This is a genomic window from Polyangium jinanense, assembly GCF_028435265.1.
Lineage (GTDB): Bacteria > Myxococcota_A > Polyangia > Polyangiales > Polyangiaceae > Polyangium > Polyangium jinanense.
In genome coordinates, this window is the sequence record NZ_JAGTJK010000008.1 from 178420 (window position 1) to 197234 (window position 18815).

Annotated in this window: 14 protein-coding genes; 7 read left to right on the forward strand and 7 right to left on the reverse strand. The window is 69.5% G+C overall.

The genetic code is table 11. The annotated features are described in order from the left end of the window. The first annotated feature begins 100 nt into the window (after positions 1-100). The 3 genes from KEG38_RS18565 to KEG38_RS18575 all read left to right on the forward strand — a co-directional run bounded on the left by KEG38_RS18565 (position 101) and on the right by KEG38_RS18575 (position 3176). Entirely contained in the window at positions 101-820 is a 720-nt protein-coding gene (locus KEG38_RS18565; protein ID WP_272421039.1) for a glycoside hydrolase family 16 protein, read from the forward strand. Between the two features lie 167 nt (positions 821-987). Then, positions 988-1512: a Spy/CpxP family protein refolding chaperone gene (locus KEG38_RS18570; protein ID WP_272421040.1), complete on the forward strand. Its 525-nt coding sequence runs from the start codon at positions 988-990 to the stop codon at positions 1510-1512. 527 nt (positions 1513-2039) lie between these two features. Next, a complete protein-coding gene (locus KEG38_RS18575; protein WP_272421041.1) occupies positions 2040-3176 on the forward strand; it encodes a M23 family metallopeptidase in 1137 nt (378 codons plus the stop codon). 47 nt (positions 3177-3223) lie between these two features. Here the strand turns inward: KEG38_RS18575 and KEG38_RS18580 are convergent, their stop codons facing one another. Genes KEG38_RS18580 through KEG38_RS18590 form a run of 3 tightly spaced genes read right to left on the reverse strand, consistent with a single transcriptional unit; the run spans position 3224 to position 5433 of the window. After that, complete coding sequence (locus KEG38_RS18580) at positions 3224-4147, reverse strand: MBL fold metallo-hydrolase (RefSeq protein ID WP_272421042.1); 924 nt, start codon at positions 4145-4147, stop codon at positions 3224-3226. Between the two features lie 25 nt (positions 4148-4172). Further along, entirely contained in the window at positions 4173-5015 is an 843-nt protein-coding gene (larE, locus tag KEG38_RS18585) for an ATP-dependent sacrificial sulfur transferase LarE (protein WP_272421043.1), read from the reverse strand. A 22-nt stretch (positions 5016-5037) separates the two neighbouring features. Continuing rightward, positions 5038-5433: a hypothetical protein gene (locus KEG38_RS18590; protein WP_272421044.1), complete on the reverse strand. Its 396-nt coding sequence runs from the start codon at positions 5431-5433 to the stop codon at positions 5038-5040. Between the two features lie 117 nt (positions 5434-5550). Between KEG38_RS18590 and KEG38_RS18595 the strand changes: the two genes are divergently transcribed. Then, positions 5551-6300 (forward strand): OmpA family protein, encoded by a 750-nt coding sequence (locus tag KEG38_RS18595; RefSeq protein ID WP_272421045.1) that lies wholly within the window; start codon positions 5551-5553, stop codon positions 6298-6300. 3 nt (positions 6301-6303) lie between these two features. On the opposite strand, the gene KEG38_RS18600 is transcribed toward KEG38_RS18595, so the two are convergent. Beyond that, entirely contained in the window at positions 6304-8697 is a 2394-nt protein-coding gene (locus KEG38_RS18600; protein ID WP_272421046.1) for a fused MFS/spermidine synthase, read from the reverse strand. Between the two features lie 97 nt (positions 8698-8794). On the opposite strand from KEG38_RS18600, the gene KEG38_RS18605 reads away from it, so the two are divergent. Genes KEG38_RS18605 through KEG38_RS18615 form a run of 3 tightly spaced genes read left to right on the forward strand, consistent with a single transcriptional unit; the run spans position 8795 to position 12317 of the window. Beyond that, positions 8795-10303, forward strand: coding sequence for an ABC transporter ATP-binding protein (locus KEG38_RS18605; RefSeq protein ID WP_272421047.1), 1509 nt, complete (start codon positions 8795-8797; stop codon positions 10301-10303). Beyond that, positions 10300-11409, forward strand: a complete 1110-nt coding sequence (locus KEG38_RS18610) for an ABC transporter permease (protein WP_272421048.1) — start codon at positions 10300-10302, stop codon at positions 11407-11409. Before KEG38_RS18605 ends, KEG38_RS18610 begins: the two co-directional genes overlap by 4 nt. Continuing rightward, positions 11406-12317 carry an ABC transporter permease gene (locus tag KEG38_RS18615; RefSeq protein WP_272421049.1) on the forward strand — a complete coding sequence of 304 codons (912 nt, stop codon included), beginning with the start codon at positions 11406-11408 and terminating at the stop codon, positions 12315-12317. The genes KEG38_RS18610 and KEG38_RS18615 overlap by 4 nt, the downstream gene beginning before the upstream one ends. A gap of 466 nt (positions 12318-12783) precedes the next feature. Here KEG38_RS18615 and KEG38_RS18620 read toward each other — a convergent pair whose 3' ends face one another. The 3 genes from KEG38_RS18620 to KEG38_RS18630 form a co-directional block, all read right to left on the reverse strand. Further along, the gene (locus KEG38_RS18620; protein ID WP_272421050.1) at positions 12784-15378 is read right to left on the reverse strand and encodes an HD domain-containing protein; all 2595 of its coding nucleotides are present in this window, start codon (positions 15376-15378) and stop codon (positions 12784-12786) included. 93 nt (positions 15379-15471) lie between these two features. Further along, positions 15472-18030, reverse strand: coding sequence for a homocysteine S-methyltransferase family protein (locus KEG38_RS18625; RefSeq protein WP_272421051.1), 2559 nt, complete (start codon positions 18028-18030; stop codon positions 15472-15474). A gap of 9 nt (positions 18031-18039) precedes the next feature. After that, positions 18040-18747 carry a hypothetical protein gene (locus KEG38_RS18630; protein WP_272421052.1) on the reverse strand — a complete coding sequence of 236 codons (708 nt, stop codon included), beginning with the start codon at positions 18745-18747 and terminating at the stop codon, positions 18040-18042. Positions 18748-18815: the final 68 nt, after the last annotated feature.

The following is an 18815-nucleotide window of genomic DNA, read 5'->3' on the forward strand; positions in this document are numbered from 1 at the left end:
ATTCGTGGAACAGCGAGAGTCGAGAGGGAGGCGGGGACAATCTTTCCCCGCCCATTCCACGACACTCCCGCGTCGGCCTTTGCCGCCGCGTGGCACGGCGATGGCACCGAGCGAGGGCATGCTGGTCATCGAGAAAGCGGTGTCGACTGGTTTTTCCTCGGCTCTCCTGCTTTGCGCGCTCACGATCTCGCCCGACGCGCGCGCCCTCACGTTCTCCGGTTTCGAGTGGGATCTCAAGGACAGCGGAGGCGCGCTGGTCGGGCCCGGCCCCAACGTGTTCAGCGCGAGCAACGTGTTCGTCGACCCGCAAGGGCGCCTTCACATGCTGATTCGCCGTATCAATGGCATCTGGACGTCCTCCGAGCTGATCATGCGGGAGTCCATTGGATACGGCACGTACAGGATGGTCCTCGCGACACCGATCGATAACTTTCACCAGCAATCGGTGCTCGGCTTTTTCACGTGGGACAACACGGACGTGCCGGCCAACAACGAGATGGATGTCGAGATCGCGCGATTCGGAAACACGGGCCAGAACCTGTTTCACTCGTTGCAGCCGAGCTCCCGGGGGTACAGCGTGGGTGGCGGCGCCTGGGCCCGGAGCGAACACACGTTCGTCTGGTCGCCCGGTCGCGTGGACTTTTCGAGTGTTCCCCTCGGATTCGGCGGGAGCAGGGTGACCACGGTCTTCACCACGGGGGTGCCGACGCCGGCGAACACGACGTTCCCCCGCATCAACTTCTGGTTGCGCGACGGTCGGCGGCCCTCCGGGATACAGACCCAGCTCGAGGTCATCATCGAGAGGGTCGACTTCTTCTGATCGGCTCCGTCGAGCTCGGCCGGGACGATTGTAAAGAAATGCGTACCCGGGAGGCGCGTGTTGACAGCTGGCGCGGCGAGCCGCAAGCTCCTCCCACGGCGCGAGGCATGAGGCCCGCGCTCGAAACACCCGCCGGGCGCGACGAGCCCCGGCGAGGAGGAGTGAAAATGCATCCTGCATTCGTGGCGTGGTGGCACGCGGGCCGAGGCGGCTCGTGTGGCCCCGAGGGTTGGTCCGGCGGTCGTCGTGCGTGGTTCGGAGGCGGTTGCGGCCCCGGGAGAGGCGGCGGCCATGGGCACGGGGGCGGCGACGATCTGCCCGGCGGCTCCGACTTCGACGGAGCGGGCGGCGGCAACTTCGGCGTGCGCCGGCCGCTGCGATTCTTGGCCCATCGGCTGGAGCTCGACGACGGGCAAATCGCGGAGCTCGCGACGATCCTGGACGAGCTGAAAATCGAGCGGGCGCAAGCCGCGGTGGATCATCGGCGCTCGACGAGCGCGTTCGCCGACGCGGTGCTCGGCGAAAAGATCGACGATACGCGGCTCGATCAGATCCGCGCGGATCGGGTGAAGAGCGCCGAACGGCTGCAAGCATCGGTGGTGCGCTCGATCGGGCGCATTCACGCGATTCTGTCGGCCGAGCAGCGAAAGAAGCTCGCGTATCTCCTGCGAACGGGCGCGCTCGCCATCTGATCTTCCCCAACGGCTGAGCATTGGTCTCATCGCGAGGCGTCGCGCCGGGGCGCTGCCCCGGACCCCGCGGGGGCTGTTCGCCCCTCGACCCGAACCAGGGCAAGCCCTGGACCTTCAGGGAAGAACTGCGCGATGCGCAGTTCTTCCACGGGCCGGTGGCAAGACCAGGGACAGCGTTGCCAATAGAAATGGCAGCGCGGCTGTCTTGGTTGGCAGGGGTCGTTCCTCGGCCTGTTCGATGAACTGCGCATCGCGCAGTTCATCGACCCCGGGTCCAGCGCTTGCGCTGGTCCGGGTCCAGGGGCGGATAGCCCCGGTGGGGCCTGGGGCAACGCCCCAGCGAAGCGGCTCCCAGATGAGACCAATGCTCAGCCCCCCCCGCGCACGTTTCGGGAGTCCGCTCTCGCCTGCCTCGTCGATCATTGCGGCGGGCGCGCCTGTAAAGTTGGCCACCCATTGTAGGGCGACTACCTTGCCGCTCCAACACCAGAGTTTTCGTGTGTCTCGAGACGCGGTGTTGGAGAGTTATGCCCCGCGACGATTTCCGAATCATCAACCGCCTTTTCGCCGTCCTGTTTGCCACCCTCGCCGTCGCTGGCAGCGGCGCATGCAGCCAGATCGACGAGAGCGTACCCGCTGAGGACGTCCACTCCTACCACGACAGCGAGCTCGGCTTCTCGCTTCAGGTCCCCGCGGGCTGGAAGCTCCCCGACGAGCAGCCCATGGGCATCGGCACGACGGTCTCCTTCCGCGATCCGAACTCCACCGCGAAAATCGAGATCGGCGTCCACACGGCATCGTTCAAGCCAAACGATACGCTGGCGAGCTGGACTCGGAAGTACGAGAAGGCTTCTGCCGTCTACGGGCCCGGGGAAACGTCCACGACCCTCGAGACGGGCTTTCGGGTGTCCGGCGAGGATGCGTTGCTCATGACGGGCACGACGCCCGAGATCTCGTACCGAATGGTGAACATCCGTCGTGGTGACGCCATATGGTTCGTCTGGTCGAACCTCCCCGAAAGCGACGCGGCCCTCTTCGACCGCGCCGTTGCGTCATTCACCTTCGACGAGACGAGCCCTCGGACGCTCGCCGAGGTCTATGGCCCGGACTTCCGCGCGCTCGATCTCGACGCATACGATTCGTCCGGCGTTCTCGCCATCAAGGCGCCGACCTCGGCGACCAACCTCGTGGGGACGTACCGGCTCCCGTTCGTCGGAACCTCGGCCATCAGCACGGGCCCGGGGTGCAGCGCGACGCACCAGGGAAGCCATTACGAGGCCATCGACTACATGCTGAGCGACAACTTCCCGGTCCGTGCGGCTTACAGCGGATGGGTCTCATTCTTTGGGTGGAACAATGAAGGTTTTGGTAACCTGCTCAAGATCAACCATCAGAACAGCGAGGAGTCCTTCTACGCGCATCTCAATGGCTGGGCCGGCACGATGTGGAATGGTCAAGCGAGGAGCACCGGCTGCACGGTCGCGTACGCTGGCTGCACGGGCAACTGCAGCGGCACCCACGTCCATTTCGAGGTGCGCGTGAACAGTGTTGCCGCCTCGATCCGGAACCTCCCCGGCAACGTATGGTATACGTCCGCCAATCCGCCCTGCGTGACGAACAGCACCGACGGCTCCGGTACGGGGCCGAGTTCCCCGTGCCCATGAGCGCTGAGCGCCAGATCGTTTCCCGGTAAAGCTTTCCGGGTACGCGGCTAACGCCCGAGATATCGCGTCTCGCCCACGTCGAGGATCCAGAGGTTGTCCTCGGCGCCGCCCTCGGCCTGCCACGCCGCGCGCGCCCGCTCGGGCGGCTCGCCGATCGGCTCGTCCGTCAGCTTGAACGTCCCCCAATGCATGGCCACGAAATGCTTCGCGCGTAGCATCTTCGCGGCCGACGCCGCCTCCTCGGGCCCCATGTGTTGCGGCTCCATGAACCAGCGCGGCTCGTACGCGCCAATGGGCAGCATCGCCCAGTCGATCGGCCCCGCCCGGCGGCCAATCTCTTCGAACGTATCCCAGTACGCGGTATCCCCGGAGTGATACGCCGTGCCCTCGGGCCCGCGGATCACGTATCCGCCCCAGAGCGCGTCATTGCGATCCCAAGGAAGATACATCGACCAGTGCCGCGCCGGCACGAGCGTGATTTCCAGCGAATCGATGCCCGTCGTCTCCCACCAGTCGAGCTCCACGATCTTCGCCGACGCCCCGGCCGCCTTCAAAAACCGCGCATTGCCGAGCGGCGCCACGTACGTCGGCCGATCGCCGAGCCGCTCGATGCTCCACGCGTCGAGGTGATCCCGGTGGTTGTGCGTGATCACGACGATGTCGATCGGCGGCAAGTCCTGCCACGTGATCCCCGGCGCGACGAGCCGCTTGATCGGGCCGATCCGCTCGCCGAGGACCGGATCGAAGAGAATGTTCTTCTTGCCGAGCGTGAGCAGAAAACTCGCGTGCCCGATCCAGGAAAGGCTCGGCTCGGGGCTCTTCACGAGGTCCGCGTCGTGCGGGCGGCTCGGCGTGATGAACCCGCCCGGATCCTTGATCTTCTTGCCTTTCAGCGGATCGAGGACCCGCCAGCGGAAGAGGTCGGCCGGGCCGCGGCGAGGCTGGGTGGCGAGGTGATCGAATCGACCCACGAGACCTCCTCCTTTTCGGAACGCGCTAGCTCACGATACGCAGGCTCTTGCCGACGAGGACCTCGTTGTGGCTGCCCACGCGGTAGCCGGCGAGGTCGAGCGTGACGTACTTGAATCCGTTCTGCTTGCCCGCCGCGACGATCGCGTCGCGGATCTCCGGCTCGGCCGCGCGCGTGAGCTCGGCGAGCGCGAGCTCGATCCGAGCGAGCTCGCCGTGGTAACGCACGCGCACCTGCCGGAAGCCGAGCCGCTTCAGCGCGGCCTCGAAGCCGCCGATCTGCGAAAGCCGTTCCCGCGTGACGCTCGTACCGTACGGGATGCGGCTCGACAGGCAGGCGGCCGCGGGTTTGTCCCAGATGGGCAGTCCCATCGCCGACGCGCCCGCTCGGACGTCGGCCTTCGTGAAGCCGAGCTCGACGAGCGGGCTCAGCACGCCGGCGAGCCGCGCCGCTTCGAGCCCCGGCCGGTAATCGCCGAGATCGTCGATGTTCGTCCCGTTCAGGATCGCCGAAAGCCCCCACTCGGCCCGCTTCTGCGCGGCGATCCGGTAGAGCTCGCTCTTGCAGTGGAAGCAGCGGTCGGGGTTGTTCGCGACGTAGCCGGGATCCTCGATCTCGTTCGACGCGACCAGCCGATGATCGGCGCCGATCGAGCGGGCGACCTCGATGGCATCCTCGTGTTCGCCCGGCGCGAGGCTCGGCGAAACGGCCGTCATGCCGATGGCGCGAGGACCGAGGGCCGCGTGGGCGGCCGCGAGCACGAACGCGCTGTCGACGCCGCCGGAGTAACAGACGAGGACCGAGCCGAGCTCGACGAGCCTCTCGCGAAGCCGAGCGAGCTTGTCCTCGATGGCAGGTGCTTCGGCCATGGGCTGAGGATGTAACACGCGGTCAGTCCCCGGGAGGGGAGGCGGCCCGCTTTTCGTCGGCGTTCTCCGGAGCGGCCACGGGCGCGGCCTTTCCATCGGGCGCCTTCGTATCCTCGGGTTTGGCTTCGGTCGAGGGCGCCTTCGGTGTGTACTCGAACACCTGCAGGTTCGGTTCGAGCAGCTTGAAGATGCCCTTTTGCACGTCGTCGCCCATCTGGCCGGTGATCACGGCGATCCAGTGCGGGTGCGTGTTCGCGGCCTGTTCGAGACGGTTCCACATGCGCGGGCGCAGGCTCACGCGCGCGCCTCGCTTGCCGAAGTCGACGTGGAATTCCTTCCAGCCGTTCTTGTCCGTGGTGACCTCGGTGGGGAGTCGGTTGATTTTGATGGTGACTTCGAGCTTGCCGACGAGCGCCATGCGGGCCTCCACGTCCTCGGGACGGTGCCTAAATCGGAGCCGGAACACAAGTCGAGCCCGCCTCGCACCGAGTTACTTGCGGGAGAAGGCCGGAATGGGTGACGCTTGGGGCCTCTCATGAACCGCACCTCGCTTGGAAGGTCCGTCGCGCTCGCCGCCACGCTGGGGGCTTTCGCCGCGCTCGTCGGCTGCTCGGACAACCGCCTCCCGCCCGTGCCCGTGCCGAAGGCGGAGCAGAAGAGCCAACTGCCGCGCTGGTACCCCGAGAAGGCCTGGACCGCGAAGGAAGGCCAGAGCCAGATCTACATCGAGGGCAAGATCGTCTTCCAGACCGGCAGCGCCACGATCCACAAGTTCGGCGAGACCGAGAAGGTCCTGAAGACGCTGCTCGCGTTCATCAACGAGCACCCCGAGGTCACGCGCCTGCGCATCGAGGGGCATACGGACGACGCCGGAGCCGAGGACAAGAACCAGGACCTCAGCGCGAGGCGCGCGCTCAGCGTGTGCAACTGGCTCGTCGACAACGGCGTGAGCCACCTGCGCCTGCTCGCCGTGGGCTTCGGCGAGACGAAGCCGCTCGCGCCGAACGAGCTCGAAATGGGCCGCGCCGAGAACCGCCGTACCGAGTTCCACGTCGCCGAGGTCGACGGCAAGGCGTTCCTCGGCAAGGACCCGACCGCCGGCGGCATGGTGCTCGACGTGCCGAGCCTCGAAGAGCGCAAGGCCGAGGAAGAAGCGCGCAAGAAGCCGGTGATCGCGGTCGTGCCGACCTTGAACTTCAAGCCCACGGGCAACGAAGTGAAGAAGGTCCAGGACAAGCAGATCTCGCTCGACCCGACGCAGAAGAAGCCCGAGCAGAAGAAGTAGCGGCTACGGTCCGAGGTGCCGCGCGGCGGGGTTCGGCGTGCGGTACCGATCGAGCATCGCGAGCGTCTCGCGGAGCGACTGCCAGTAATCGAGCACGTTGCCCTTGGGCGTCGCGTATTCGAGGAAGAGGTTGTCGTCGGTGGAGACGATCGGCTCCCCGGGCGTCTCCGCGACGAACCGATCGAGCTCCTCGCCCGACGCCACGAGCTCGTCGAGCAGGCCCGGGAGCGTGCCGGCGCCGAGCGTCTCGCGGATTGCGGGCACGGTGGCGAGGCGATCGAGCTCGGCGCGCGAGGCGACGAGGGGCCGCGCGCTCGCCACAAGGATGCCCTGCGATCCGCCGACGAAGAGCGCGACGTGCGGGAAGACGACGCGCAGCGTGCGCACGATGGCGGCGAGCTCGCGCCTGCGGATGTGGTGGAGCTGCACCCACTGCTGGAGGATGCCGCCCTCGGCGAGGCGCGCTCGTACGAGCTCGTAGAATTCGCGGCTGTAGAGGCTCGCGGCGCCCGCGAACCACACGCTCGTGAGCTCCATCGTGACGAGGTCGTATCCGCCCGGCGAGACGAGCAGGTGGTTTCGACCGTCCTCGAGCGAGAGCACCGTGCGCGGATCGTCGAGCGAGTTTCGCGCCGGGCCCGAGAAATATTTCCGCGACGCGTCCACGATCGCGGGCGAGATCTCGGCGACCTCGATGCGCTCCCACGGATAGGTGGCGATCGTGCCGAGCGTCGTGCCCGTGCCGAGGCCGATGACGAGCACGCGCTTTTCGCTTCCGCGGAGGAACATCGAGGGGAAGTGCGCGAACCTGCGCTGCGCGGCCATCTCGGGGCCGTTGTCGCCCTGGAATTTGCCGTTCGTGTAGAGCGTGAGCACCTCGGCGCGCCGCGCCACCGTGGTCACGCCGCCGTGCACGTCCTCGCGCACCATCTCGATACGATCGGGCGGCGGGCCCGCGGAGAAGTAGACGTTCGCGCCGTTCGTCATGCGCGCCATGTCCCAGCGCGGGAGTACGAGCGCGACGACGATCGCGGCCGCGGGCAGCGCGAAACGCGACACCGCCGAGCCCTTGTCCCCGGCCGCCACGCGTGACGCGAGCACCGAGGCGATCGCGAGCGCCGCGACCACGCCGAGGAGCGTGCCCTGCGACCCGAGCGCCGGGAGGATGAAGTAACCCGTGATGATCGAGCCGAAGATCGTGCCGACCGTGTTCACCACGGTCAGCCGTCCGACCCGCGCGCCGACGTCGGGCATCGAGGCGACGCGGTGGAGGAGGAGCGGAAACGTCGTGCCCAGGAAGACCGTTGGGACCGCAAGGATCAGGAGCGCGGCGAGAGCACGCACGAGCTCGCGGCCGGCCCAGGAGTGCACGTGCTTGCCCGCGAAGAGGAAGAGGCGCGGGAGCTCGGCCCAGAGCGGCATCGTGACCGCGAGCGAGATCGCGGCGGCGCCGAGGCCGAGCGCGAGCGCGCGATCGCCGCGTTTCTCGGCGAGGGCAGGGGAGCGCGCCGCGCCGATGGCCAGGCACACGAGGAAGACGGCGAGCATCAGGCCGAACGCGTACGCGCTGTTGCCGATGAGCAGCGCGAGCAGGTGCGTCTCGACGACCTCGGCCGCGAACACGATGAACCCCGAGGCGAACGCGAACGCGAGCGCCATTTCCTCGCGGTAAGGACCGTGATCCTGCGCGGCGGGCGCCGTGGCTTTCCGGCCCGCATCGTCCGGCTCGTTCGTCTCCTTCGCATTCAAGATGGAACGCGCCGGGGTCTCCGCGGGCGCGCGTCTGCCCGCGACGATCGCGGTCACGCCGATCGTCACGTTCGCCAGGGCCGCGGCCCAGATCGTCCCGCGCACGCCGAGCGCGGGCAGGACGAGGTACGCGCTCGTCAGCGCGCCGATCGCGCCACCGGCCGTGTTGATGGCGTACAGCAGCGACAGCCTGCGCCGGCTGTGCTCGCCGACCTCGCCGGCGACCACGCGCGACAGGATCGGCAGCGTCGCGCCCATCGCCACCGTCGGAACGATGACCACGAGCGCCGTCAGCGCGCCGCGCGCCGCCGTGAGGATCGCGAGCGAACCCGGGGCCTTTTGCGCGACGTGGACGTACGCCGCGGTCAGGGCTTCGAGCGCGGCGGGCGAGGCGGCGACGACGAGGCCGACGATGATCTCCAGCACCCCGTAGGCCACGAGCGGGCGGGCGATGCGCGCGGCGCGCTTGCCGCCGAGGTGCGCGCCGAGCGCCATGCCTCCCATGAACGCGGCGAGCACCGTGCTCACGGCGTACGCGGTCGCGCCGAAGACGTAGCCGAGCAGCTTGCCGAACGCGACCTCGTAGAGGAGCCCGGTCGAACCGGAGACGAGGAAGAGCGTCACGACGAGGGAAAACCGAGGTCGCACGCCGCGGACGATAGTCGAAGGGGCCGAGATCGCACGGCGCGAAAAAGGCCATCGCGTTGATCCCGGCGCGCGTGGCCCGCGGTATCCTCGGGGCGCGATGCGTGGCCCTGTGATGAAGATCGAGGACATCGCCGTTCGTTACGGTGATTGCTGGTCCATCCGATCGGCCACGATCACCCTCGAACCCGGCGTGATCCACGCGATCCTCGGGGAAAACGGGGCGGGCAAGTCGACGCTGCTCAAGGCGGCGGTGGGGGTCGCCCCGCGCGTGGCCGGCACGGTGCGGATCGAGGGCGGTGCGGGCGCCATTGGAATGGTGCACCAGCACTTCATGCTCGTCTCCGCGTTCACGGCGCTGGAGAACCTCGTCCTCGGGAACGAGCCCACGCGCTCGTTTGGCCGACTCGATCTCGCGAAGGCGCGGCGTGAGGCCGAGGCGCTCATGGAAAAGACGGGGCTCCGGGTGAACCTCGACGCGCGCACCTCGGATCTCGCGGTAGGCGAGCGGCAGCGGCTGGAGATCCTGCGCGTGCTCTACCGCGGCGCCCGCGCGATCCTGCTCGACGAGCCGACCGCGGTGCTCTCGCCGCTCGAAGCGGAGGAGCTCTACACGACACTCGGCGCGCTCGCAGAAGGCGGCGCGACGATCGCCGTGGTCACGCACCGCATGGACGAGGTCATCCGCTTCGCCGGCCACGTGACGATCATGCGGCGCGGCAGGACCGTGCTCTCGCGGCCGATCGCCGCGGAGGAGCGCAGCGATCCGAAGCGGCTGGAGGACCAGCTCACGCGAGCGATCATGGGCGGAGAGCCGCCGCCCGAGGCGAGCCCGCCCGCGCTCGCGGACGATGCGAAGATCGCGCTCTCGATCGAAGACCTCGTGCTCGTCGACGCCGGGGGCAAACGTGTGCTCGACGGCCTCAGCCTCACCGTGAAGAAGGGCGAGATCGTGGGGATCGCGGGCATCGAGGGCAACGGGCAGCGCGAGCTCGTGCGCGCCGTGGCGGGGCTCGAACCCGGCGTGGCCGGCTCGATCGTCCTCGGCGGGGCGCGCCTGCCCGCCGTTCGATCCACGGAGGATCTTCGCAAACGGCGCCGCGCGATCGCCGTGGTCCACGAGGATCGCCACGCGGACGGGCTCATGCTCGACGCGTCCGTGGGCGACAACCTCGTGCTCGGCGAGCTCGGCGAGATCGACGGACCGGGCGCGGAAGCTGCGTTGATCTCGCGGCGGATCGAGCGGTTCGGCGTGAATCCGCCCGAACCGGCGCGGCGCGCGGGGGAGCTCTCCGGCGGCAACCAGCAGAAGGTCGTGGTGGGGCGCGCGCTCGATCGCATCGAGGCGAGCCCCGAGCGCGCGCTCGTCGTCCTCGGACAACCGACCCGCGGCGTCGACGTCGGCGCGGCGTCGACGATCCACGGCGCGATCGTCAAGGCCGCGGAAAAAGGCCTCGCCGTGCTCGTCGTGAGCGCGGACCTCGGCGAGCTCCGGCGCCTCTCGCATCGCATCCTCGTCCTCCACCGCGGCCGCATCGTGGCCGAGCTCCCGCCCACGACCTCGGACGACGTCATCGGCCGGGCCATGCTCGGCATGGAGGACGCGTGAACGACAAACGCGCCCGCGCCCTGCTCCCGATCGTCCTCGCGATCGCGGGCGGCATCCTGCTCTTCAACCTGATCGCGTTCGCGTTCGGAGAGGCGCCGGCCTCGGCGCTGCGCCTCGCGTTCGAGGGCACGTGGGGAACGCCCTACGGTTTCGGGCAGGTCCTCTTCAAGGCCACGCCGCTGCTCTTCACGGGCCTCGCGTTCGAGGTCGCGCTCCGCGCAGGCCTCTTCAACATCGGCGCCGAGGGACAACTCGCGCTCGCGAGCCTCGTGGGCGCGCTCGTCGCCGCGAAGCTGCCCGCCTCGCTGCCCATGCCGATCGCCCTGCCGATCGTGCTCGCCTCGGCCGCCGCGGTTGGCGCCCTCGTCGCGTTCGTCCCGGCGATCCTGCGCGCGCGTCGCGGCGTGCACGAGATCATCACGGCGATCATGGTGAACCGCATCGTGGACGCGATCCTCCCGTGGACGTTCTCCACGGTGCTTGGCTCCACGTCGCTCCGCACCGCGGACATCGCGCCCGGCGCTGCGCTCCCGCGCCTCGATCGTGTCGTTCCCTCGTTCGCGGGCAGCGCCGCGAGTTTTGCGTTCCCGTTCGCCGTCGTGACCGTCTTCGTCGCGATGTCGCTGCTCGACCGCACCCGGCCTGGCCGCGAGATCCGCTGGGTCGGCCTTCGCCCCGAGGCTTGCCGCGCCGAGGGCATCGACGTCGAGCGGCGCATGCTCTTCGCGATGCTCCTCTCCGGCGCGCTCGCCGCGCTCGCCGTCTCCTCCACCGCGCTCGGGTACAAGGGCTACTACGAGCTTGGCCTCGGCGCGGGCGCGGGGTGGAGCGGCATCGCGGTTGCGATGCTCGGACGCGGCAAGGCGATCGGCATCGTGCTCGCCGCGATTTTCCTCGGCACGCTGGAGCAAGCCGGCCTCGCGGTGAACGCGCGTGTCCCGAAGGAGGCGATGGACGTCCTCGAAGCCACGCTCATCGTCCTCGTCGCCGTGGCGAGCCGTGTCGCGACCAAGCGCACGGGCGTCGTGCAGACCGCCGATCCCGAGCCTGAACCTCCCCGCGACAAACCCGCCGCCACGCCTGCCTCCGAGGAGGTCCGCTCGTGAGCTCGATCTTCTCCCTCACCATGCTCGCCGAGTCGATCCGCATCGCCGTGCCTTACGCGTGCGCGGCGATCGGCGGCGTGTGGGCCGAGCGCGCGGGCGTCATCCAGATCGGCCTCGAAGGCATCCTGCTCACGGGCGCGTTCACCGCGGTCGCCGTCACGCACGCGACGAACAGCCCCACGCTCGGCCTCGTCGCGGCGATCGGCGCGGGCGTCGCGCTTTCGCTCGGCCACGGCCAGCTCACCGAGCGCGCCCGCGTGCACGCCGTCATCAGCGGCATCGCCTTGAACCTGCTCGCGCTCGCCGCGACGCGCATGGGCCTGCGCGCTCTTTACGACAGCGCCTCGAACTCCCCCGGCATCGAGGCGTTCCGCTTCGGCCCCACGGGCGCCACGGGCGGCGCGATGCTCCTGCGCGTCCTCGCCGATCCCGTCTTCTTCTGCGCGCTCGCGGCCGTCGCCGCGACCCCCTTCGTCCTGCAACACACCCGCTTCGGCCTGCGTGTTCGCGCTGCGGGGGAAAACCCTGTCGCGGCCGCGAGCGTGGGCATCTCCGTCACGCGCGTCCGCCTCGCCGCGCTCGCCGTCTCCGGCGCGATCTGCGCGCTCGGCGGCGCGCACCTCGCGTACGACCAGCAACGTTTCGAGTCCGGCATGTCCGCGGGGCGTGGCTTCATCGCGCTCGCGGCCGTCGTCGTCTCGGGATGGCGCGCGGGCCGTGCAGCGCTCGCGTGCCTCGCGTTCGGCGTGCTCGAAGCCTTGCAGATCATGCTTCAGGGTGACGTGCGCAAGACGGCCATCGGCGACCTGATCCAGACCTTGCCCTACGTCGCGACGCTGCTCGTGCTCGCGCTCGCCCCGCGCCGCGCGGGCGCGCCGGAGGGGCTCGGCAAGCACGCTGCCGACTAGGCGGCATCCCGGCCGCACCTCGATCGACGCAAAAGCTCCCCACCGCGTGCCGTGACTGTCCTTGCGCGCGTGCAACTCGCCTCGATCCACGTGCACGGAGCTCCTTGCACCCGGGCGAGCGCAACCAACGACCGTGGATCCCTCCGCTTGCACCGACGCAAGCGCGAGCCCGCACACCCAATCTCCTCGCTCGCGCCGGTGCGAGCGCCCCCGCGCCATGTGCGCGATGCGCCTTGCGCGGGTGCAAGCCACCCCGAGCAGATGGCGCGGACCTGCTTGCGCGTGTGCAAGCGCCTTCGGCGACGGGTGATGGATCCATTTGCGCGCGTGCAACACACGCCCCGCAACGCGAGGAGACTCTTTGCTCCCATGCAGGAGCTTTGACCTCACCCCCCAACCCTCCCTCTCCACACAGTGGAGAGGGAGGGTTGGGGTGGGTGAGGTCGGGTGCCTGTGGAACACCCTCTCAACCCGGCCGCTTCACCACATCCACAAAACTCTCCACCGTCCGCCCATCCGCCACCCCGATCACCCGTGTCTCCCGCGACGGCCCCGTCGCTCGCACCACCTCGTCGAGCGGCACGCCCCACGCGCGCGCCAGCGCCTCTAGCACCGCGCCTGCCAGCGTCTGCAACACCGCGCGCCATGGCTCGCTCCTCGGCGCTTCCTCGCTTGGCCACAGCGTCGGATCACGCGTGTCTTCGAGGATCGCCGGCAGGTGCATCCGCACCACGAGCACGTTCGGCGCGAGCTTGATCTTCGAACGCCACCACGGACCGCGCCCGCTCTGGTGATCCCGCACGAGCAGCACCTCGTCCGGCACCGCGTCCCACGCCGCGATCGCTTGCTCCGACAGCCATCCCGTGGCGCCCTCCGCGATCGGCAGCGCCCCGAGCCGACCGCCGCACGCACGCACGACCTGCGCGCACGCCATCTGCTCCGCCGGCTCCTTCACGAGCGCCGGCAAGAGCGCGGCTTGCTCCGACGCCCACCGCGCGAGCTCCTGCCGCTCCACCACCGGCACCACCGTCGCCTGCCGTGTCGCCCCGGGCCGACCCACGAGCACGCCCGAGATCCCGCGCATCGAACACGCGCGCAGCCCGCCCACGGCCACCACGCCCGCGTAGGTCGGGTGGATGCACGCGCGGCCCACCATGTCGCCCGACGAGGTCGCGAGCGGTCGCAGGTTCTGCGCCATCTCCGGGATCTCGCGTGGCCAGAGCCTCTCGAACGGCTCGGGCTCCGGGCTCCATGTCCGACCGAGCAGCTCGTAGCCGTCGATCGTCATCCAGTCCGACGCGGGCACCACGCGCGTGCGCTTGCCGTGCGCGTCCTCCATGTCGAGGTGCACGTCGAGCGCCGGGCACAGCCACGCGCAGAGCTCCTCCAGCGTCCAGCAGCGATCGTGCCCGCGCCGATAGAAGATCCCGTCCGGCGCGTCCGGCGGCGCGCGCAGCCACACCCGCACGCGCGTCCCCGCGTCGCTCATCACCTCGCCTTCGCCGGCCGCGCGCAAGATCGGGCGCGTCGTCCCGCCCGCGTAGAGCTCGAGCACGCTCGTCTCCTTGCGCCCCCGCTCCGACGTGCGTGTCGTGATCCGGGCCCTTTGACCCCAAAGGAACACGGCGAACGGCCCGAGCCCGCCGCCTCCGCGGCGGAAACCCTTCGCCAGAAGCCCCGGCGGATCACGGCGCAGGAGCAGCGACGACCAGTACTCGCTCGCCGTGTCGCGCAGCGGCGCCGAGAGCGCCGCCGCGGACATCCCCGTACCCGTGTCCTCGATCTCGAGCCAGTGCCCTTCCTCGTCCTCGCCGAGCCGCACCGTGATCGTGCCCCAGTCGCTCGGCCACTCCTCCAGCATGCGCCGCGCGCGCACCGCGCTCGCCGCGTTTTGCACGAGCTCGCGCAGCGGTATCGACGCGTCGCTCTCGTCGAGCCGCGTCGCGCCGAGCCGCTCCACGAGCGACGGGATGTCCGTCACGTGCACCCGCGTGTCCACCGGCGTCCATCCTTCGACGGGAAGGAAATCCGCGAGCCGGCTCGGATCCTCCACGCCCGCCACGCCCCGCGCCACGAGCCTCGGACGACCTGCCTCCGCGAGCAGCGTGTCCACGATCCGGAGCTCGCGATCCACCGCGACCAGCGTGTCCATCCCGAGCCAGAACGCGGGCGCTTCCTCCACGGTGAAGGGGCTATCCGCAAGGAAGATCAACCGGCTGTTCGCGACGTACGGCTCGCGCAGTTTTTCTTGGAGAACCCAGTGCTCCCGCCGCGCCCCCGCGGGCCTGCGCGCCGCGCGCCAGAAGTGCGGCGCGCGCGAAAAATCGATCCGCGACACGTCCGCGATACGCAGAAGGCACGCGAGCTTGAACGCGTCCACCGTCCAGCTCGAGGGCATCCCGGGCAGCGGCGCGATCGTCTCGTGGAAGTGCTCCGGCAGCTCCGTCGCGAGCCACAGGTGGCTCCGCGCGATACGCCCGATCGTCGACCCGTACGCGTGCCTGAGCTCTGCCGGCTCGACCAGGTGGTGCTCCTGCCCGCGCGCGTCCCCGTACGGCGCGAGCGCGAGCCGCTCGGCGTGCCGCGCGTAGAGCGTGCGCAACGTCTCCGCGATCGCCTCTTGCTCGATGTCGGCCGGCGGCTGCTCGAGCTCCGCCGTCGTCGGCGCGCGCCCGAGCTTGCGCACCAGCATGCCCACGACCGCGTCGAGCCATGTGCGCTCGCCCTTCAGCGCGTCCGTGCCTTCGTGCATCGTCGCCAGCGCGAGCGCGAGATCGTGCACCACGAGCGACGACGCGAGCACGAACGCCTCGGGTGGCGTGAGCGGGAAATTCGGCCCCGCCACCGTGTCCGCGCTGATCCACAGATCGTCGGTGTGCAAAAGGTCCGCGAGGCTCGGCTCGTCGGTGCGCGCCGCGACCATCTCGTTCGCGATGGCCGTGGCGCGCCCGCGGATGCGCATCAGCGCGTCGCGCAAGGTCCCGCGTGGACTCGCGGCGTCGTCGGCCTCGCGGGGCGCGAGCGTGCTTTCCCAGAGCGTGGTCGTCTCGAGGTGCGCCATCGAGACGAGCGTATTCTGACTCTGCCCGTGAGGGGGAGGGGGAAGGGGGCGCGGGAAAGGGAGGAGACGTGCTCGTCTGCCGAGCGCAATGCGTTACGGCGCGGGCGAGCGCGGCTCCTGCGTGGCGGGCTTGTCCGACGCATCCCGCGGGAACCGCTCCTTGTGCGTCGCGAGCATCCGTTCGGCGATCGCGACCACGTCGCCTACGTCCTTGCCGTATCCATCGGCGCGGATCTCCTCGGCGAACGAGGGCGTCGTCACGGCGCCGCCGATCATCACCACGTGCGGCAGCCCCTGGCCTCGCACGGCGTCGATGACGTCCTTCATGCGCATCATCGTCGTCGTCATCAGCGCGGACAGGCCGATGATCTGCGCCTTGTGCTCGCGCGCGGCGGCGAGGATGTCCTCGAGCGGCACGTTGCGGCCGAGATCGTGCACGTCGAAGCCGAAGTTCCGGAGCATCAGCCCCACGATGTTCTTGCCGATGTCGTGGATGTCGCCCTTCACCGTGGCGAGGATGACCGTGCCCTTCTTCTCGACGTTGCCCGACGCTTCGAGCAGCGGCATCAGCACGGCGACGCCGGCCTTCATCGCGTCGGCGCTGGCGATGAGGTGCGGAATGAACTTCTTGCCCGAGCCGAACAGATCGCCGAGGTGCCGGATCGCCGGCGTGAGCACGTTCAGGAAGATGTCGAAGGGATCCATCCCCTCCGCGAGCCCGCGCTTCACGAGCCCGGGCACGCCGTCCTTGTCGCCCTCGACGACCGCGGCCCACAGGAGATCGCGCGTCCCCTTCGCCTTGCCCGCGCCCGCTTCGGCCTTCGGCTCGTCGCCGCCCGGCGTCGCCACGTTGAGGAGCTGCCCCGCCTTCGCCGCCTCAAGCATCGCCTGATCACGCTTCCTCTGCGCTTCGAGCGGCACGGCCATGTCGATGTAGCGCCGGCAGCCCGTGTCCCTTCCTGCGAACAGGCTCGCCGCGGCCACGGTCTCCTGGAGCAGCGGGTCGACCGCGTTGCAGATCGCGCTGTCGAGCCCCGCCGCGATCGCCTGCGCGAGGAACGTGTTGTGCACGGTCTTCCGGAGCGGGATGCCGAACGAGACGTTGGACAAACCCAGCGTCGTCGCGCATCCGAGCTCGGTCGAGATGATGCGGATCGTCTCGAGCGTCTGCGCCGCGGCCGCGGGCGCCGCGCTCACCGGGATCGAGATGCAGTCGAAGACCACCCATTCCTTGGGGATCCCGTGCTCCTCGCACATCCGCAGGATCTTCTCGGCGTTGCGCACGCGATCGATCGCGCGCTCGGGGATCTCGCTCTCGGCGCACATACCGATCACGGCGCAGCCATAACGCTTGATGATCGGAAGTAAGAAGTCCGCCTTCTCGCGCACCGGATCGACGCTGTTCACGAGCGGCCGGCCCGGGAACGCCCGGATGCCACGCTCGAGCGCGTGCACGTTCGCCGAGTCCACGACGAGCGGCAGATCCGTCACGTTCTGCACCGCGAGCACGGCCTTCTCCAGCATCGCCGCTTCGTCCACGAGCGGCACGCCGACGTTCACGTCGAGCGCCAGAGCTCCGCCTTCGGCCTGCGCCCGCGCGTCTTGCACGATGAGGTCCGTCCGGCCCTCGCGGATCGCCTGCGAGAACACCTTCCGCCCCGTCGGGTTGATCCGCTCGCCGATCGTCACGAACGGCGCGCCCTTCCCGATCCGCAGGCTCCGGCTCCGCGACGTGATCCACGTCCCCGGCAAGCGGCTCGTCGCCGCGTGCGGCTTGTGCCCGACCTCCGTGGCGATCATGCGGATGTACTCGGGCGTCGTGCCGCAGCAGCCGCCCACGATCGCCGCGCCGCGATCCACGAACTGCTTCGCGAACGGCGCCATCTGATCGGCCGTCTGCGGGAAGACCGTGCGGCCGTGCCGCATCACCGGCAGGCCCGCGTTCGGCTGCACCGAAAGCGGCAGTGACGTCGCGCGCGCCATGCGCCCCACGACCTCCAGCATGTCCTCCGGCCCGACCGAGCAGTTCACGCCGATCACGTCGGCGCCGCAGGCTTCGAGCACGATCGCCGCCGTCTCTGGATCCGTGCCCGTGTCCGTCAATCCGCGCACCGTGTACGTCATGTGCGCGATCACGGGGACCGTCCGCGAGACGTCGCGCACGCCGATGAGCGCCGCCTTCATCTCGACGAGGTCGAACATCGTCTCGATCGCGATCACGTCGACGCCCGCGTCCACGAGCGCGCGTGCTTGCTCCGCGAAGATCTCGACGGCCTCTTCGAACGGCAGCTCTCCGCCCGGTTGCAGCGTCGTCCCGCTCGGGCCGATGTCGCCCGCGACGAGCGCGCGCTTATCCCCGATCGCGCGCCGCGCGTTCTGCACGGCCGCCGCGTTGATCTCGCGCACGCGGTCCGACGCGCCGTACTCGCCGAGCCGGAGCCGCGAGGCCCCGAACGTGTTCGTCAGGAGGATGTCCGCGCCGGCGTTCACGTACTCGCGGTGCACGGCGACGATCGCGTCGGGCTCCTCCACGTTCCAGAGGTCCGGCGCGTATCCGTCGGGAAGCCCGCGCGCCTGCAAGAACGCGCCCATCGAGCCATCGAGGATCAGCACCTCGCTGCGCAGCCGCCTCGCGAATTCCTGACGATTCACGCGGTCTCCTTAGCTCGATTTCGAGCCGGTGACGACCGGATCCCCCTCGTTTTCCAGCGCTCCCCCGTCCTCCCGCGGTACGAACGCCACCACCGTCGTCACGGATTTCCGGGGCCAGAGGCTCATCGCCTCGTTTGCCGTCACGCCGATCCGCGAAGCCTCCACGAACTGGCAAAGCGCGCCTTGTGCCTCGATCGGATAGCCTTCATACCCCGGCCGATACCGCGAAAGCCGCGCGAGCCCGGCCCGCGCGAGATCCGATGCGATCCGCGCCTCCACGGCCCGCGACGCACGGTCCACGAGGAACGTCCCCAGCGCGTCGAGGAACCACGCCTCGGCCGGCTCGCCGCGCCGTGCGAGCTCATCCAGCGCCTCGTCCCATCGCTCCCCGAGCGTGACCGCCAGGAACCCGACCTCACGCGCGCCCGCAAACCGCCTCGCGAGCACGGACGAACGCAGAAGCCCCGGCGGCGCCCCGCACGTCACGACCTCGTCCTCGCGGATCTCCTCGACTTCCGCCGTTCGAAACACCCCTTCGAACGAGGCCATCGCGAGCGCGCGGCCGTACGCGAGCCGAATTGCCTCCTGCACCCCGCGCTCCTCGATGTCGGTGATCCGCGTCGCGTGCGGCACGCGGAGGGCGCGCAGCACCTCGCGCTCGTCCGGCGCCTCGAGCCCGCTCCGCATCGTGATCACGCCGTGACGTAGCAGCCGCATGGCGTTTTGTTCCGTAGCGTCATCTACCACTGGCAAGTGCGCGGGAGGTTGCCTATCTTAGGGAGCGT

Excerpts from the sequence above, each read along its gene's own strand:
- KEG38_RS18570 (WP_272421040.1), top strand. The coding sequence starts at position 988 with ATGCATCCTGCATTCGTGGCGTGGTGGCACGCGGGCCGAGGCGGCTCG.
- KEG38_RS18630 (WP_272421052.1), bottom strand. The coding sequence starts at position 18,747 with ATGCGGCTGCTACGTCACGGCGTGATCACGATGCGGAGCGGGCTCGAG.
- larE (WP_272421043.1), bottom strand. The coding sequence starts at position 5,015 with ATGGCCGAAGCACCTGCCATCGAGGACAAGCTCGCTCGGCTTCGCGAG.
- KEG38_RS18590 (WP_272421044.1), bottom strand. The coding sequence starts at position 5,433 with ATGGCGCTCGTCGGCAAGCTCGAAGTCACCATCAAAATCAACCGACTC.
- KEG38_RS18565 (WP_272421039.1), top strand. The coding sequence starts at position 101 with ATGGCACCGAGCGAGGGCATGCTGGTCATCGAGAAAGCGGTGTCGACT.
- KEG38_RS18620 (WP_272421050.1), bottom strand. The coding sequence starts at position 15,378 with ATGGCGCACCTCGAGACGACCACGCTCTGGGAAAGCACGCTCGCGCCC.
- KEG38_RS18595 (WP_272421045.1), top strand. The coding sequence starts at position 5,551 with ATGAACCGCACCTCGCTTGGAAGGTCCGTCGCGCTCGCCGCCACGCTG.
- KEG38_RS18575 (WP_272421041.1), top strand. The coding sequence starts at position 2,040 with ATGCCCCGCGACGATTTCCGAATCATCAACCGCCTTTTCGCCGTCCTG.
- KEG38_RS18605 (WP_272421047.1), top strand. The coding sequence starts at position 8,795 with ATGCGTGGCCCTGTGATGAAGATCGAGGACATCGCCGTTCGTTACGGT.